The organism is Exiguobacterium sp. AB2, from assembly GCF_000696055.1.
In the GTDB taxonomy this organism is placed as follows: Bacteria; Bacillota; Bacilli; order Exiguobacteriales; family Exiguobacteriaceae; genus Exiguobacterium; species Exiguobacterium alkaliphilum.
Window position 1 is genome coordinate 1 of sequence record NZ_JNAA01000079.1, and the last position, 13567, is coordinate 13567.

General features: G+C 54.2%; 17 protein-coding genes and 2 tRNA genes. 5 read left to right on the plus strand and 14 right to left on the minus strand.

Translation table 11 applies throughout. The annotated features are described in order from the left end of the window. Positions 1-20 precede the first annotated feature (20 nt). The 5 genes from DI14_RS10600 to DI14_RS10620 all read right to left on the minus strand — a co-directional run bounded on the left by DI14_RS10600 (position 21) and on the right by DI14_RS10620 (position 3834). Positions 21-1367 carry an FAD-dependent oxidoreductase gene (locus tag DI14_RS10600; RefSeq protein WP_034808355.1) on the minus strand — a complete coding sequence of 449 codons (1347 nt, stop codon included), beginning with the start codon at positions 1365-1367 and terminating at the stop codon, positions 21-23. Between the two features lie 192 nt (positions 1368-1559). Continuing rightward, positions 1560-1853 carry a hypothetical protein gene (locus DI14_RS10605; protein ID WP_034808356.1) on the minus strand — a complete coding sequence of 98 codons (294 nt, stop codon included), beginning with the start codon at positions 1851-1853 and terminating at the stop codon, positions 1560-1562. Between the two features lie 314 nt (positions 1854-2167). After that, entirely contained in the window at positions 2168-2956 is a 789-nt protein-coding gene (gene tatC, locus DI14_RS10610) for a twin-arginine translocase subunit TatC (protein WP_034808358.1), read from the minus strand. Positions 2957-2959: 3 nt separating this feature from the next. Next, positions 2960-3178 carry a twin-arginine translocase TatA/TatE family subunit gene (gene tatA / locus DI14_RS10615; RefSeq protein WP_034808360.1) on the minus strand — a complete coding sequence of 73 codons (219 nt, stop codon included), beginning with the start codon at positions 3176-3178 and terminating at the stop codon, positions 2960-2962. Next, positions 3178-3834 (minus strand): redox-sensing transcriptional repressor Rex, encoded by a 657-nt coding sequence (locus DI14_RS10620; RefSeq protein WP_029596207.1) that lies wholly within the window; start codon positions 3832-3834, stop codon positions 3178-3180. The genes tatA and DI14_RS10620 overlap by 1 nt, the downstream gene beginning before the upstream one ends. 149 nt (positions 3835-3983) lie before the next feature. On the opposite strand from DI14_RS10620, the gene DI14_RS10625 reads away from it, so the two are divergent. The 3 genes from DI14_RS10625 to DI14_RS10635 all read left to right on the plus strand — a co-directional run bounded on the left by DI14_RS10625 (position 3984) and on the right by DI14_RS10635 (position 6886). After that, on the plus strand, positions 3984-5885 hold the full coding sequence (locus tag DI14_RS10625) for an ABC-F family ATP-binding cassette domain-containing protein (RefSeq protein WP_034808361.1): 1902 nt from the start codon (positions 3984-3986) through the stop codon (positions 5883-5885). Then, positions 5882-6307 (plus strand): hypothetical protein, encoded by a 426-nt coding sequence (locus DI14_RS10630; RefSeq protein WP_034808365.1) that lies wholly within the window; start codon positions 5882-5884, stop codon positions 6305-6307. Before DI14_RS10625 ends, DI14_RS10630 begins: the two co-directional genes overlap by 4 nt. Before the next feature lie 78 nt (positions 6308-6385). After that, complete coding sequence (locus DI14_RS10635) at positions 6386-6886, plus strand: flavodoxin domain-containing protein (protein ID WP_034808386.1); 501 nt, start codon at positions 6386-6388, stop codon at positions 6884-6886. 372 nt (positions 6887-7258) lie between these two features. Here DI14_RS10635 and DI14_RS10645 read toward each other — a convergent pair whose 3' ends face one another. The 7 genes from DI14_RS10645 to DI14_RS10675 all read right to left on the minus strand — a co-directional run bounded on the left by DI14_RS10645 (position 7259) and on the right by DI14_RS10675 (position 10698). Next, entirely contained in the window at positions 7259-7825 is a 567-nt protein-coding gene (locus DI14_RS10645) for a hypothetical protein (RefSeq protein ID WP_034808368.1), read from the minus strand. Between the two features lie 14 nt (positions 7826-7839). Then, on the minus strand, positions 7840-8862 hold the full coding sequence (gene tsaD, locus DI14_RS10650) for a tRNA (adenosine(37)-N6)-threonylcarbamoyltransferase complex transferase subunit TsaD (protein WP_034808371.1): 1023 nt from the start codon (positions 8860-8862) through the stop codon (positions 7840-7842). Next, complete coding sequence (rimI, locus tag DI14_RS10655) at positions 8859-9320, minus strand: ribosomal protein S18-alanine N-acetyltransferase (RefSeq protein ID WP_034808373.1); 462 nt, start codon at positions 9318-9320, stop codon at positions 8859-8861. Before rimI ends, tsaD begins: the two co-directional genes overlap by 4 nt. Continuing rightward, a complete protein-coding gene (tsaB, locus tag DI14_RS10660) occupies positions 9313-9969 on the minus strand; it encodes a tRNA (adenosine(37)-N6)-threonylcarbamoyltransferase complex dimerization subunit type 1 TsaB (protein WP_034808374.1) in 657 nt (218 codons plus the stop codon). Before tsaB ends, rimI begins: the two co-directional genes overlap by 8 nt. Next, positions 9966-10415 (minus strand): tRNA (adenosine(37)-N6)-threonylcarbamoyltransferase complex ATPase subunit type 1 TsaE, encoded by a 450-nt coding sequence (tsaE, locus tag DI14_RS10665; RefSeq protein ID WP_034808376.1) that lies wholly within the window; start codon positions 10413-10415, stop codon positions 9966-9968. The genes tsaB and tsaE overlap by 4 nt, the downstream gene beginning before the upstream one ends. Positions 10416-10519: 104 nt before the next feature. Continuing rightward, positions 10520-10596 (minus strand) — tRNA-Met (locus DI14_RS10670). Positions 10597-10621: 25 nt separating this feature from the next. After that, positions 10622-10698 (minus strand) — tRNA-Met (locus tag DI14_RS10675). A gap of 139 nt (positions 10699-10837) precedes the next feature. Here DI14_RS10675 and DI14_RS10680 point away from each other — a divergent pair. Continuing rightward, the gene (locus DI14_RS10680; RefSeq protein WP_034808379.1) at positions 10838-11620 is read left to right on the plus strand and encodes a sporulation protein; all 783 of its coding nucleotides are present in this window, start codon (positions 10838-10840) and stop codon (positions 11618-11620) included. Here DI14_RS10680 and DI14_RS10685 read toward each other — a convergent pair. Then, the gene (locus DI14_RS10685; protein WP_034808382.1) at positions 11615-12247 is read right to left on the minus strand and encodes a uridine kinase; all 633 of its coding nucleotides are present in this window, start codon (positions 12245-12247) and stop codon (positions 11615-11617) included. The two genes, DI14_RS10680 and DI14_RS10685, sit on opposite strands and share 6 nt — an antisense overlap. 51 nt (positions 12248-12298) lie before the next feature. Between DI14_RS10685 and DI14_RS10690 the strand changes: the two genes are divergently transcribed. Further along, positions 12299-12676, plus strand: coding sequence for an HIT family protein (locus tag DI14_RS10690; protein WP_034808384.1), 378 nt, complete (start codon positions 12299-12301; stop codon positions 12674-12676). A gap of 30 nt (positions 12677-12706) precedes the next feature. On the opposite strand, the gene DI14_RS10695 is transcribed toward DI14_RS10690, so the two are convergent. Beyond that, the coding region (locus DI14_RS10695) for a transposase (protein ID WP_235193451.1) at positions 12707-13567 on the minus strand (861 nt) is incomplete at its 5' end.

Here is a 13567-nt window from a genome sequence, read left to right on the forward strand (position 1 = left end):
AGCCGTGGCTCCCGAGTTTTTTATGCGTTCACTTTGTCTCTCATCGCCGCGAGCGCCCCGCTGTTGATGAAGTGCCATGGCTTATTGTAGTGCGGTTGGAAGAAGAAATCGACATAGGCGAGCTCTTCGACCGTCATCTCGTTTTGGATGGCGAGCGACAACGTGTTGACCGCTTGCGTCATGTCCGCTTTCGAGAGCACTTGTCCGCCGACGACACGATGTGTGCCGACCTCGTAGACAAGCTTGAACTGGACTTTTTCAGCCGTCGGCATGAATTCAGGACGATAGGCGTCCTCGACGACGACGCTCTCGACGTCGAGACCAAACAGGCCGGCCGCTTCTTCCGTGAGACCTGACGAGGCGATATTCCAATCATAGAGACGAAGACCCGACGTCCCTTGCGTCCCTTGATAGCGGACGCGCGGTGCCATCAAGTTCTCGGCGACGAGCGTGCCCATACGGACGGCGTTCGTCGCGAGCGGAATGTAGGCGTGCGTGCGCGCCGGGTTGTAGTAGACGGCACAGCTGTCCCCTGCTGCGAAGACGTCCGGGTTGCTCGTGCGCATATATTCGTCGACGATGATGGCGCCGTTGCCAAGCATGTCGACTTGGCCTTCGAGGAGGCCCGTGTTCGGACGAAAACCGACACAGAGGATGACGAGATCGGCCTCGAACTCACCTTTATCGGTCACGACGTGTGTGACGTTCCCATCTGTCCCACGGAACGCTTCGACCGTCTGGCCGAGCTCGAGGTCGATGCCGCGTGACGTCATGTCCGCCTCGAGTTGGTCCGTGAACGACTTGTCGAGGTACTTGTTCAAGATGCGGTCGGCGCTATCAATGAACGTGACGTGTTTCCCGTATACTTCGAACGCCTCGACGAGCTCGACACCGATATAACCGGCGCCGATGACGGCGATCTTCGTCGCATCCGTCGCCCGCTCGATGATGCGCTGGGCGTGGGCGTAGTTTTTACAAAGCTCGATGCCGTCCATCTCGATGCCTGGGAGTGTCGGGACGATCGGCCATGAACCCGTCGTGACGATCAAACGATCGAACGTGTCATAGACGTCTTCGCCCGTGTCGAGATTTTTCACATGGACCGTCTTCGCTTCCGTGTCGATGTTCAACACGTCGTGCTTCATGCGCATCGTTGCGCCGAGTTCTTCAAGCTCAGTCGGTGACGCATAGAAGAGTTCTTCGGCACGTTTGACGACACCGCCGACGTGAAGCGCAATCCCACACGAGAGGAAGCTGACGTTATCGTTCCGCTCATAGACCGTGATGTCAAGATTGTCGTGTTTGGCGAGTAAGCCTTTAACTGCTGCTGTTCCTGCGTGTGTACATCCGATGACTGCGATTTTCATATGGTTGTCTCTCCTTTGAGTGGTAGGCAAGTTAGTGTTTGTGATAAATATCACATTTGCTTTCTGAACTTATTGTACTATTTCACAAGAAGGTTTGACAATCCCTTTGCTCAATTTTTCACGTAATTATGTCAGAAGTTTGAACAGCAGTTGTGACGACAAAAAAACCGCTCCGCAATCGGAACGGTTCACTCATGATTTTGTCGTGCGTCGCGCTTTGATCCAGTGAAAGATGACGACGCCAATATACGTGACGAGACCGACCACGTACAAACTGAAACCAATCATGATCCAGCCCAGCGCATCCCAACCGCGAACGAAGACGAGTCCGATGATACAAGATACGTATCCCACGACGAGCAACGTCAACGAGAAGACGAGTCTCCGCTTGAATGGAGACTTCAAAAAACTCAGCACGGCAATCAATAGCATCGTCGTCAACACACCGACGATGATGATTGCATCCCCGTAGTACTCCCAAACCATCGCTTCTCCCCCTGACTTATGTCTAAGTAGTTTCATCGTATCACGTGGGTCCAGCGTTTATCTTGTTGGTAAAAACATTTATTCCCAATCAAAAAAAGCATCGTCCCGTTAAGGAACGATGCTCCAGGCTGTAGACAAATTACTTGTCTGCAGCTTTTTTGTTTAAAGCCATGATCTAAGCAAACTATAGAACCGCTTGAAATAGCGATTTTCTGCGATGGCGCTATTGAAGAAAACGACAAAGTCATGTTTCAGTTCAACTGAAACATGACTTTGTCTACACTCTGAAGCATCGTCCCGTTAAGGAACGATGCTCACTTCTCATTCATCTGTTTCATCAAATCCATCTGTTCTTTCACTTGCGCCTCTTTCTCACGTCGGAGCACTCCGCGATACGTCACGCGTGAGATCGACAAACTGATCTCATACAAGAAGAAAAGCGGCAGCGACACCATGAGGTGCGACGTCAAATCCGGCGGTGTGATGAAGGCCGCGATGACGAACAAGGCGAAGTAGGCGTACTTCCGAATTTTAGATAAGAAATACGGCGTCACGACACCGATGCGCGTCAAGAACATCGTCACGACCGGCAACTGGAACAATAGTCCGAATGGAATCGTCAACTGCAGCAGGAACGTGAAGTAGTTCGACGCCCCGATGATTTGGGTCAGACCAAGGTCTTGCCCGAGGTCCGTCGAGATATCGAGGACGAGCGGGAACAGCCAATAGTAGGCGAACGCCAAACCGACGAGGAATAAAACCGAAATGATTGGAATGTAAGCGAGCGTCGCTTTCCGCTCGTTCGGATGCAGACCAGGTGCGACGAACGCCCACAGTTGATACAGTAGAAACGGACCGGACGCCACGATCCCGATAATGAACGCCATATTCAAATAAATCATAAGCGGATCCGCGACCCCAAAGGCGTTCAGTTCGAGCCCTCGTTCGACGAGGTCCGCCTGCAGATAGGCGAGCACGTATTTGACACTCGGCAAAGCGATAAGGAATAAGGCAAAGACGACAAATGCCGACAGCATCAGTCGTCTCCGCAGCTCTGTCAAGTGATCGGACAGTGCCCGTTCTTGATCAGGTTGATGGTTCATGGCTTATTGCTCTTTCTTCTCGATTTCTTTCTTGTCGTTCTCGTCGTGCTCTTTCATCATGCCGTTCGTGGCATTTTTGAACTCACGGAGCGTCTGTCCCGCGGCCCGACCGAACTCTGGCAATTTCTTCGGCCCGAAGAGAATGAGCGCGATGATGGCGATGATAAAAATACTGACGCCACCTGGGATACCGACGACGAGTGATGATTGTAGAAATTCCATTATTGATGGACCCCCTCAGCGGATGGATAGTGTTGCATAAAGTAAATGAGCGACTGGAGTTCGATCGACAAGTCGATATGATGGACGCGGACCGTGTCCGGCACCGTAAGTCGAGCCGGCGTGAAGTTCAAAATCCCTTTGATGCCAAAGCGGACCAAGTCATCGGCGACCGGCTGCGCATAGGCGGACGGGACCGTGAGGATGGCGACATCGATTTTGTTTTGCTTCATGATCTGTTCCATCTCATCGACGTGATGAATCGGGACACCGGACATCGTCGTGCCGACTTTTGTCTCGTCTGCATCGAACCCGACGACGATATGTGTGTTATTGTTTTTAAGGAAGTTATAGTTGACGAAAGCTGTCCCGAGATGACCGACCCCGACCAAGGCGACGTTCGTGATTTCGTCCTGGTTCAATGTCTTTCGGAAAAAGTCTAACAGATACTGTACGTTATAGCCATATCCCTTTTTACCGAGCGCACCGAAGTACGAAAAGTCGCGGCGAATCGTCGCCGAATCGACCTTGACCGCCTCACTCAGTTCGGCAGAAGAGACACGTTGTTTGCCTGATGAATGCAGGCTTTGGATAAACCGATAATATAGTGGCAACCGTTTGGCTGTCGCTTGCGGAATCTTTGGTTCGTTTTGACTCAACGGAAAGAGCCTCCTTTTTACGACACGTTACACACGAATCTGATTTCATACACCTTGATTGTAAACGAATTCACATGACCACTCAATGAATATACCTGAAAAGACTAAAAAATACAGTATACTAAATACAGAGAAAGGGGTTTTTTCACTTGATCCTATTGCAAGTCAACAACTTATCAAAATCATTCGGCGTCGAGCCGATTTTAGAGAACGTCAAACTCGAGATTCAAGAAGGTGAACGTGTCGCCCTCGTCGGCCGGAACGGTGCCGGCAAGTCGACGCTCCTCAAAGTCATCGCCGGGGAATATAACTACGACTCAGGCGACATCATGAAGCCAAAAGACGTCACGATCGGCTACCTCGCCCAAGACTCCGGGCTAGAATCGAGCGAGACGATCTGGAACGAAATGCTCACCGTCTTCACCGATTTAATCGAGCAAGAACAAACGCTCCGACGGATGGAGCAAGACATGGGCAGTGAACGCATCTTGAACGATGCGGACGCCTATGAACGGCTCCTCGCCGCGTATGACGAGGAACAACATACGTTCAAGGATCGGGGCGGCTATCAATATGAAGCGACGATTCGCTCGGTGCTCCACGGGATGCGGTTCTATCCGGACGACTTCGAGCGTCAAATAGACACGCTTTCGGGTGGGCAACGAACGCGTCTCGCCTTGGCGAAGATGCTCCTCCAGAGCCCGGACCTCCTCATCTTGGACGAGCCGACGAACCACTTGGACATCGAGACGCTCGCGTGGCTCGAGAAGTACTTGAGCGGCTATAAAGGGGCCGTCCTCATCGTCTCCCACGACCGCTACTTCCTCGACCGGGTCGTCTCGGTCGTCTATGAACTGTCGCGTCATCGGAGCCGCCGCTTCGTCGGCAACTATACGAAGTATCTCGAACAGAAAGCGGCCCTCTATGAGCAAGAGAAGAAGCAGTTCGAGTCGCAACAAGAAGAAATCGCCAAGATGCAAGACTTCATCCAACGTAACATCGCCCGGGCGACGACGACGAAGCGTGCCCAGAGCGTCCGGAAGCGACTCGAGAAGGTCGACCGGATGGATGCACCGGACGGCGACGAACGCAGCGCCGTCCTCTCGTTCACGATCAAACGCCAGAGCGGGAATGATGTGTTGAGCGGAAGCGACCTCGCCATCGGCTATGAGGAACCGATCGCTCAAAACCTGCGCTTCCAGCTGCAGCGCGGCGAATCGGTCGCCCTCGTCGGCCCGAACGGGGTCGGCAAGTCGACGCTTTTGAAAGTGTTGACGAAACAACAGCCGGCGCTCACCGGCGACATCCGTTACGGGACCGGCGTCGAGATCGGCTACTACGACCAGGAGCAACAGAATCTGTCTGATAAGAACCGCGTCATCGACGAGATTTGGAACGACTGGCCGCTCATGCGCGAGCAAGACGTACGGAGCCTGCTCGGCCAGTTCCTCTTCAGTGGGGACGACGTCATGAAACGTGTCCACGAACTGTCAGGCGGTGAACGGGCCCGCTTGACGCTCGCAAAGCTGAAGCTCGAGCAGCCGAACTTGCTCATCTTGGATGAGCCGACGAACCACTTGGACCTCGACTCGAAGATGATTCTCGAGAACGCGCTCCTCGACTATCCCGGCACCATCCTGTTCGTCTCGCACGATCGGTACTTCATCGACCGGCTCGCCACGCGGGTCCTCGAGATCACGCCGAACGGGATTGACGAGTACCTCGGTGATTACTCGTACTACGTCGAGAAGAAAGAAGAACTCGAAGAACTGGCCCGGCTCGCACGCGTTGAGACGAAACAAGTCGTCGTCAAAAAGCAACGGGCCGACAAGGAACAACAACGTGAGGAGCGTCGAATGAAACAGCGCATCGAAGAGATCGAGCTCACGATTGAACAGCACGAGGCACGCCTCGAAGAGATTGAACAGCTCCTTTGCGAGCCGGACGTCTTCAACGACTTCGCGCGGGCACAGGAGCTATCGAGCGAGTCCGACGCGACGAAAGAGTCAATCACGGCACTGTATGCGGAATGGGAGGAGCTCCATTCATGATGCGGTCCCGTGCGCTGCGGATCGACTGGTTGCATGCGTTTTTGACCGGTCTCGCCTTCATCGTGCCGACCGGGACTGAATTCGTGTCCGAGCTCATCCGTGGAGAATCGACGATCGTCCCGACAATCGTGTTTTACTTCTTGCCCGTCGTCATCGGCTTCATCATCCAGACGTGGAGCGGCATCTTCATCAGTCTCCTGAGTGGATTGCTCATGAGCACGCTCTTCATCCGCCTCGTCGTCTGGCCGGTCGACGTGACGGTGCATAGCTTTTATGCACCCGGGTCGGTCTGGTTCCACTTCTATCAAACGACACTGTTCATGTGGGTGCTCGCGCTCCTCGTCTTCACGGTCAGCCGAATCAATACGTGGCATCGCGAGAAGTATCGTCGCCCTAAATCCTCAGACACCATGTCCTCATGAAATCGGACGTGGTGTTTTTTTATTCAATCATTGACAATGAGAATCATTTTCATTTAAGGTGGTCTTGAGGTGATAATCATGACGATTTTGATTGCATACGTGAGTATGTCCGGGAACACAGAAGACATCGCCCACTTGTTGCAACATACATTGACCACAGCAGGACATACGGTCGTGCTGTCTGACGATTTGGAGTCCCTTTCCGTCGATGCACTATTGGAGTACGATGGCGTCCTACTCGGCGCCTACACATGGGGTGACGGTGATGTACCGTATGAGGCGGAAGGTTTTGTAGACGATTTGTATGACGCGGACTTAGACGCTCTACCTTGTGCAGCGTTTGGTTCTGGTGATACCGACTACCCGAAATATTGTGCTGCCGTCGATACGATTGAAAACGCGCTTCGATCTGCGAACGGGATGATTGCCGCTCCCCCTCTAAAGATTGAGTTTGACCCGAACACCGAAGCGAAACGCGAGTCGTGTGTCTCATTCACAACCACATTTATGGAACGACTCGAAGAACATAAAAAAGTTCAGCTCCAAGGTAAGGCACTGAAAAACCTCCGCTCTATATGAGCGTGAGAACGCGAAAAAGGCGATTGGCCCGACTTGTGTTGGGCCGATCGCCTTTTTCCTTGCCTTTCATCTGTGTTCTCTTTCCAAAGGATGATGATTCGCTTTAGGTTGACCGCGACGATGACCATCACGCTTTGTAACGCCGTGCCTTTCAGGTCTGCGTCTTGTTGCGGGCCAGACCTTGTGAGTTCCTCAATTGGCTGTTCTTCGCCTCGATACCGAACCGTTTCTTACGATGGTCCTTGAAGTCATCGGCCGGGATTAACAAATCATAGAGGGCGGCGTGCCGGACAGGACGGCTGAAGGGCGATGAAAGATGAAAACAGAGGAGCGTCATCCCTACCGGGACGACGCTCCTCTGTTCAAAGTCATTTAAAAATAACGCAGTGGCAAGAAGCCACGTGTGTGGAAGTCGAGTTTCGTGCCGTCTTCGGTGATGAAGAAGACGTATTCGTTCGTGTCGACGTCACGGACGAACACTTTGTAAAATGTCATCTCTTCTTCCCGGTTCGTCACGTAGCGTGCCTCATGGGTCGAGATGACTTGAGCGAACAGCTGTTGCTCATCGAACTCGGCGATGAGCGATTCGAACTGCGCCGCCTCTTCCTCAGTCGCCTCGCGTCCCGGGAAGAGTTCGTAGTAGGCGTCGCTCGCCTTCGGTTGAATCCCTAAGTTGCGATCGACGACGAGGACGCTCTCGATGTCTTGGTCGTCCATGTTCTTATACCCATACAGCGCCTCGACGAGCGTGTTCTCGCCCGTGACCCGGCTGATACCTTCAAGCGACTCGGCTCCGGTGAGCGAACGCACACGTGTCGCTTCCGGTACGATTTCTTCTTGATAGGCGATATTGTAGGCGCGGATAATCTCTCGTACTTGCAAAAACGTCGCGACGACGAGCAGTACGACGAGCCCGCCAATGATGATGCGTTTCGTCATGTCTCTATTTCCCCCTAGACTGTCATGCTCTCTTCTAAGGATAACCCAGGAACCGCATTCATCGCTAGTGTATCGCGCTTCCCGCGCACATACGCGTGATGTCCCGCGACCCCGATCATGCCGGCGTTGTCCCCACAAAGCGCGAGCGGCGGGATGACGAGGCGGATGCCTTCTTGGTCAGCCGCTGCCTGTAGCGCGGCCCGCAGGCCACGGTTGGCCGCGACACCACCGGCGACGAGGAGTTGTTTCGCACCTTTCTCGTTCACGGCACGAATCGCCTTCTCGACGAGCACTTCGACGACACTCGCTTGAAAGCTTGCCGCCAAGTTCTCCGGGATAATCGTCTCGCCCCGTTGCTCGGCGTTATGGACGGCATTGATGACCGATGACTTCAGCCCGCTGAAACTGAAGTCAAAACTTCCTGGCTCGAGTCGGACGCGTGGGAACTTGTACGTGTCTTCCCCGCTCGCCGCGAGACGGTCGATGGCCGGTCCGCCTGGATAAGGGAGGCTCAGCGTCCGGGCGACTTTGTCGTACGCCTCACCGGCCGCATCGTCACGCGTCTCACCGATGACTTCGAAGACGCCATGTTCTGGCATATAGACGAGCTCGGTATGACCACCTGAGACGACGAGGCAGACGAGCGGAAAGTCCATCTCTTCGACGAGGTCGTTCGCATAAATATGCCCGGCGATATGGTGCACCCCGATGAGCGGTTTGTTGTGAGCGAACGCGAGCGCTTTGGCGGCACTGATGCCGACGAGGAGCGCCCCGACGAGTCCGGGACCTTGCGTGACCGCGACGGCGTCGACGTCTTGCATCGTCACACCGGCTTCACTGAGGGCGTCGTCGATGACGTACGTGATCCGTTCGACGTGATGGCGCGAGGCGACCTCGGGCACGACGCCGCCGAACCGTTTATGGCTTTCAATCTGCGACGAGACGACGTTCGATAAGAGCGTCTTGCCGTCCTTCACGAGGGCGACCGACGTCTCATCACAACTCGACTCGATTGCCAAGATGAGTGATGTGTTCATTCGGTTTCACTTCCTAACTTCGCCCAGTAAATCAAGGCGTCTTCATTGTTGTCTTGATAGTATCGCTTGCGGCGACCGGCACACTCGAAGCCGAACTGCTCGTACAGCTTCTGGGCGCCGATGTTCGAGACGCGCACTTCGAGCGTGAGCGCGGCGAGCGACTGCGAACGGGCGTATGTGACGAGCGCGTGAAGCAATTGATTCCCGACGCCTTGACCTCGAAATTCCGGCAAGACGGCGATGTTCGTGATATGGCCCTCGTCGACGATTTGCCAGACCCCGGCGAAGCCGATGACACGGCGGTCCTGGACGGCGACAAAATAAATCGCTTGTTCGTTTCGAAGCATCTCGTTCATAAACGCTTCTTTCGTCCACGGAATCGCGAACGAGGCCTCCTCGACGGCCGTCACTTCTTCGACATCAAGCCACGTCATGCGGCGGATTTTGATATCAGCCATTGTTCTGTCCCTCGAGCCACTTCGCCTCCGCCTCAGCGAGACGAAGGTACTCCGGCTCAAACGCGTGGACGTCCGGCGTCTCTTCCCCGAGTGCGACGAGGTCGCTCGCGCGTCCATAGCAGTGGGCGGCTGGCGCTTCTTGATAGGAATAGTTTGCCAAGACGTCACGGAACGGTTCGACGTCACCGACGACGACGAACGCCCCTTCCATATGTGTCTCGAGCCATGTCTCAACGGACGCATGGGCGTCCGGAGTCAGCGGCTCATTATGCTGGTAATATCCGATATAGGCGTTTCCGCGTCGTGCGTCGATGAGCGACACGACCGGGAGATCCGTGTTTGGTGCCGCCGCCATGAGGCGAAGTGCCGAGACACCGACGAGCGGGATTTGGAGCGTGTAGGCGAGCGTCTTCGCCGTCGTCACCCCGATGCGAATGCCTGTGTACGAGCCCGGTCCAGTCGTGACGATGATGCGCTCAAGTTCAGCCGGTGTCCATTTGACGGCTGCCATGAGCTGCTCAATCATCGGCATGAGCGTGACGGCGTGGTTTTTCGACACCATGACCGTCGCCTCGGCTTGAATCGTGCCGTTCTCACTGAGCGCGACCGACAGTCGTGTCGTCGCCGTATCAATCATCAACTGCTTCATGCGAGCACCTCCTTGACGATCGTCTCGTACTTCTGTCCGATCGGTTCAAACGTCAACCGTCTTTCTTCATCGCCGACACGCTCAATCGTGATGGCGAGCCGTTCAGCCGGGAGCGACGACTCGATCAAGTTCGACCATTCGACGATGGCGACGCCGTCCCCGTTGATGTACTCCTCAAGACCGATATCGTCCCCGGTATCTTCGAGACGGTAGACGTCCATATGATAGAGCGGCAAGCGCCCTTGGTATTGCTTCATGATCGTGAACGTCGGGCTGTTGACGTTCCGTTTCACGCCGAGGCCTTTGCCGAACCCTTGCGTGAACGTCGTCTTTCCGGCACCGAGGTCCCCGTTCAATGTTATGACCGTTCCGGCCGTGACCAGTGTGGCAAGTTTTTCCGCCACCGCTTGCGTCTCAGCCGCGGAATGGGTAATCAATGTATACATGAATGTTTCTCCTTTAGTGGTTGTCGCGATACGTACTCATTGTACACTCCATTTTAGACAAAAAAAACACGAAACGTTATCGTTTCGCTATCTCATTTAAAAATTGGTTGCGGGGGCTGGATTTGAACCAACGACCTTCGGGTTATGAGCCCGACGAGCTACCAGACTGCTCCACCCCGCGACGACATATGAAATTAAATAAAAATTGGTTGCGGGGGCCGGATTTGAACCGACGACCTTCGGGTTATGAGCCCGACGAGCTACCAGACTGCTCCACCCCGCGATGGTTTGAATTGTTTCGACATCCTCTATAATAAGTGAAGTAGTTATATAATGCAACCTTTTTCTTCATGTTTTTTCAGAATTGGAATCGGGAACATTTAAAAGAGTCTAATTTATTAGAGAAAAGGAGCGCGACCGTCATGTCGAAATGGGGCAATCGCTTTAAAAAATGGTTCTTTTCCGAGCTCGATGCGTCCGTCTATTTCCATACTGTCCCGTTCATCCCGAACGAGACCGTCCACGGCACGTTACGTGTCGCGAACACGACGACACACGTCGTCCGACTAAAAGAGTTGACGCTCAATTTCCTGACGACGTTCAAAGACATCACGCTCGAAGGAAACGAGTTCAATCGTGAAGCCGACATTCAAGAAGTGCCAATCAGTTTATCGGCCGTTCTCGAACCGGGTGCCGAAGAGCATATCCCGTTCACGTTCGATTTGACGATGTACGCCCCTTCGACTGCCGGCGCGCCTTACAGTGTCGAAGCGACCGTTTGGGACACCGATGGGAAACGGGTCTGGTTCGATGTCATCGAGAAAGTCGAAGTCGAGCCGCTCCCTGCCTTAAAACGTTTACTTGAGGCGACTGAGCACGCTGGTCTCGAGCTCATGTTCACCCGTAACGTGATCGACCCGATTGGCGAAGAGCGGCCGTATCCGTTTGTCGAGAAGTATGGCTTTAAGCCGATCGGCGACTGGGCTGACGAGTTCGAGGTCGTGAAATCGTTTTGGCGTATCGACGAGGACGGGGTCGACGTCTATTACTGGCTCGATAATATCGAGAAACAACGAACGCTCGATTCCATCGCCAACGATGTCACGATGCGCCATCGCTCGCTCACGTGGGAGCAGCTCGAGCGTGAGCAAGACCGGCTTGGCCTCGGCATCCAAGAGACGTTACGCAGCCACCGTTCGTCATGAGCGGTGGTTTTCAATCGTCCATACATCGTTACTCGTCGAGACGATTGTTTGAAACTTCTCGCGCTGCGGATGCATGAACAGGTCGTATTGGAGCCGACGCTCGTCGTGCGACGCCTTTAAATACGCCAGGTCCATTCCCCGTTGTTGCACGTCGCGTACAGAACGTCGCGCAAACTCAGTGTCGCTATCGGTATATAGATAAACCGATACATCCCACCAATCCGATCCGAGGAACGCGACGCTCATACCTTCGATGATCGTGATCCGTTTTGCCGGATCAATCCACGTTCGTTCAAGGTATGGGACGTCAATCGTGAAGAAACCGATGCCTTCACGTACCATGCGGACGTCACGCTCTAGCGATAATAGATGGTGTGCGGACGGATGACAGGCCGTCATCTTATAGTGATGCGCCTGTCCATCGACCGTGTAATCGAGCATGGCACTCTTTCGTAACATCGAGTCCGTGATATATGGGTCGGTATTGATGTAGTTCACGTCTCCGAGGCGCTCACGTAGCGCATCTGCGAATATCGTCTTCCCAGCACCCCCGTGTCCTGAGATGGCGATAATCGTGCGCTCCTCTCGTTCGGCCTGGGCAACTATCCTATCAATCAATTCATTCATAATGCTCCCCCTTTTGGTACACTTCATATAGAAAGGAAGTGTACCAAGTCCATGTCAACTTGTCCATTTTGTCATCCACAGCTAGATCCGTCCCAGACGATTGTCGCCGAGAATGAGACATGCTACTTCTTGATGCACGAACGTGAACAAGACGTGCTTGTCGGCTCTGGCGTCATCGTCCCGAAACAGCATCGCGCAACGACGTTCGAGCTTACACCTTTAGAATGGAACGATACATATGCGTTACTTCACGAAGCGAAGTCATTCCTTGAGGAGACGTATGGCCCTGACGGCTATACGCTCGGTTGGAACGTGGGTACTTCTTCAAATCAAACAGTTCCTCATGCGCACTTGCACGTCATCCCTCGCTACGCCAACGGACCGCACGCCGGGAAAGGGTTACGCCATTGGTTGAAGCGACCTGAATAAGTGAAGAGGCTGGGACATAACTAGCCAGTTCTAAAGTATTTCAATCAAAAAGAGGGGTCCGGTCATCGATTTTCGGTGACCGGACCCCTTCTTTGTACTTCGGGCGACAACGGTGGCGATGAACTTCCGAAGGTTCACCGCCATGAGCGCGAAGCCGAGCTCGCGTCTCACGCGCTGTTTTCCCCTGACGGAGAAGCGGGTGAAACCCAAATTGGCCTTCAGATATCCAAAAACTGGTTCCACGTCCGTCTTGCGTCTGGCGTAGAGGGCACCCGTTTTCTCATCCGAAAGCAGCGTTCTCGTCATATGCTTTTGTTCTTCCCAGGCCACGTTCACACCGACCTGGCGGTGGCTCCCTTCCTCGGCCTTTGTGCACAGGTCGCGGAACGGACACCCGCCGCAGTCCTCGCTCAGATACATGCGGGATTCGCGGACGAACCCATCCCTGTCGGTCTTACGGGATTCGTGGCTGAACGGGAGCCGTCTCCCGTCCGGGCAGGTGAACGTATCGGATTCCCTGTCGTACGCCCAGTTCGAGATGTTGAACGGGTTCTCGCGCCACTTCTTCTTCTGTTCCTTCCGGTACATCGTGTACGGGATCAAGGGAATGCGCCCCCGGCGCTCGAGGATGTCCGTGTAGTTCGGCTGGCTCCCATATCCCGCATCGGCAACGATGTAGGCGGGTAACTCGAGGAACGTTTCGACCTCGTCGAGGAACGGGGCCAACGTCCTCATGTCGGTCGGGTTCGGAAAGACGTCATACGCCAGCGTGTACTGGCCCGAGGTCGCGATCTGGACATTGTAGCCGGGCTTCAATTGTCCGTTCTTCATGTGATCATCCTTCATCCGCATGAACGTCGCATCCCTGTCGGTCTTCGAGTAACTGTTCCG

Excerpts from the sequence above, each read along its gene's own strand:
- DI14_RS10600 (WP_034808355.1), bottom strand. The coding sequence starts at position 1,367 with ATGAAAATCGCAGTCATCGGATGTACACACGCAGGAACAGCAGCAGTT.
- DI14_RS10605 (WP_034808356.1), bottom strand. The coding sequence starts at position 1,853 with ATGGTTTGGGAGTACTACGGGGATGCAATCATCATCGTCGGTGTGTTG.
- tatC (WP_034808358.1), bottom strand. The coding sequence starts at position 2,956 with ATGAACCATCAACCTGATCAAGAACGGGCACTGTCCGATCACTTGACA.
- tatA (WP_034808360.1), bottom strand. The coding sequence starts at position 3,178 with ATGGAATTTCTACAATCATCACTCGTCGTCGGTATCCCAGGTGGCGTC.
- DI14_RS10630 (WP_034808365.1), top strand. The coding sequence starts at position 5,882 with ATGATGCGGTCCCGTGCGCTGCGGATCGACTGGTTGCATGCGTTTTTG.
- DI14_RS10635 (WP_034808386.1), top strand. The coding sequence starts at position 6,386 with ATGACGATTTTGATTGCATACGTGAGTATGTCCGGGAACACAGAAGAC.
- DI14_RS10645 (WP_034808368.1), bottom strand. The coding sequence starts at position 7,825 with ATGACGAAACGCATCATCATTGGCGGGCTCGTCGTACTGCTCGTCGTC.
- tsaD (WP_034808371.1), bottom strand. The coding sequence starts at position 8,862 with ATGAACACATCACTCATCTTGGCAATCGAGTCGAGTTGTGATGAGACG.
- rimI (WP_034808373.1), bottom strand. The coding sequence starts at position 9,320 with ATGGCTGATATCAAAATCCGCCGCATGACGTGGCTTGATGTCGAAGAA.
- tsaB (WP_034808374.1), bottom strand. The coding sequence starts at position 9,969 with ATGAAGCAGTTGATGATTGATACGGCGACGACACGACTGTCGGTCGCG.
- tsaE (WP_034808376.1), bottom strand. The coding sequence starts at position 10,415 with ATGTATACATTGATTACCCATTCCGCGGCTGAGACGCAAGCGGTGGCG.
- DI14_RS10680 (WP_034808379.1), top strand. The coding sequence starts at position 10,838 with ATGTCGAAATGGGGCAATCGCTTTAAAAAATGGTTCTTTTCCGAGCTC.
- DI14_RS10685 (WP_034808382.1), bottom strand. The coding sequence starts at position 12,247 with ATGAATGAATTGATTGATAGGATAGTTGCCCAGGCCGAACGAGAGGAG.
- DI14_RS10690 (WP_034808384.1), top strand. The coding sequence starts at position 12,299 with ATGTCAACTTGTCCATTTTGTCATCCACAGCTAGATCCGTCCCAGACG.